Raw genomic sequence first — 583 nt, 5'->3', positions numbered from 1 at the left:
CGCCAGCAGGCGACCGCCGCGGGCGCGGACCCAGTCCTGCGCCAGCAGGGCCAGCGCCAGGCTGTGCGGCCCGCCGGAGACGCCGGCGACCAGCGCGGGCGCCGGGCCGAAGGGGCCAAGCGGCGCCATGAGGAGATCGAAGTCGGAGGGACCGAGGAGCGTGACGCGCTCGGTCAGGGGGCGCGCCGCGGCGTCAGCGGCGACCGGGCGACCCGCCGGCCTAGCGGCACTGGGCGCGACGCCGCGCATCGGCCGCGCGCTCCGCCACCGGGCCCGAGAGGGTCGGGTTCGCGCTGCGCAACTCGTTCAGGATGGTGCAGGCGTCGCGGTTGTTGTTCAGGCCGATCAGCGAGTTGGCGATGCCGATCGAGGCTTCCGGCGCGCGGGAGCCGCGCGGGTTGCGGCGGCGCGCATCGTCGTAGGCCACGGCCGCATTGGCGAAGTCCCGCCGGCCGAGCAGCGCATCGCCCAGCAGGATGTAGGCATCCGGCACCCGCGCCGGGTCGCGGCTGGCGATCACCTCGCGCGCCGCGGTCTCGGCGGCGGTGAAGTCGCGGCGGCCGAGCGCCGCCTGCCCATCCGC

1 protein-coding gene is annotated in these 583 nt (G+C 77.2%); it reads right to left on the bottom strand.

Going from position 1 to position 583, the window contains the following annotated elements; translation table 11 throughout:
- Positions 1-220: 220 nt before the first annotated feature.
- Positions 221-583: tetratricopeptide repeat protein (locus OZN99_RS33175; protein ID WP_270939414.1), on the bottom strand; the 363-nt coding region annotated here is incomplete at its 5' end.

The organism is Falsiroseomonas oryzae, assembly GCF_027856955.1.
Lineage (GTDB): Bacteria > Pseudomonadota > Alphaproteobacteria > Acetobacterales > Acetobacteraceae > Falsiroseomonas > Falsiroseomonas oryzae.
This window is presented reverse-complemented; position numbering and strand designations above follow the sequence as displayed.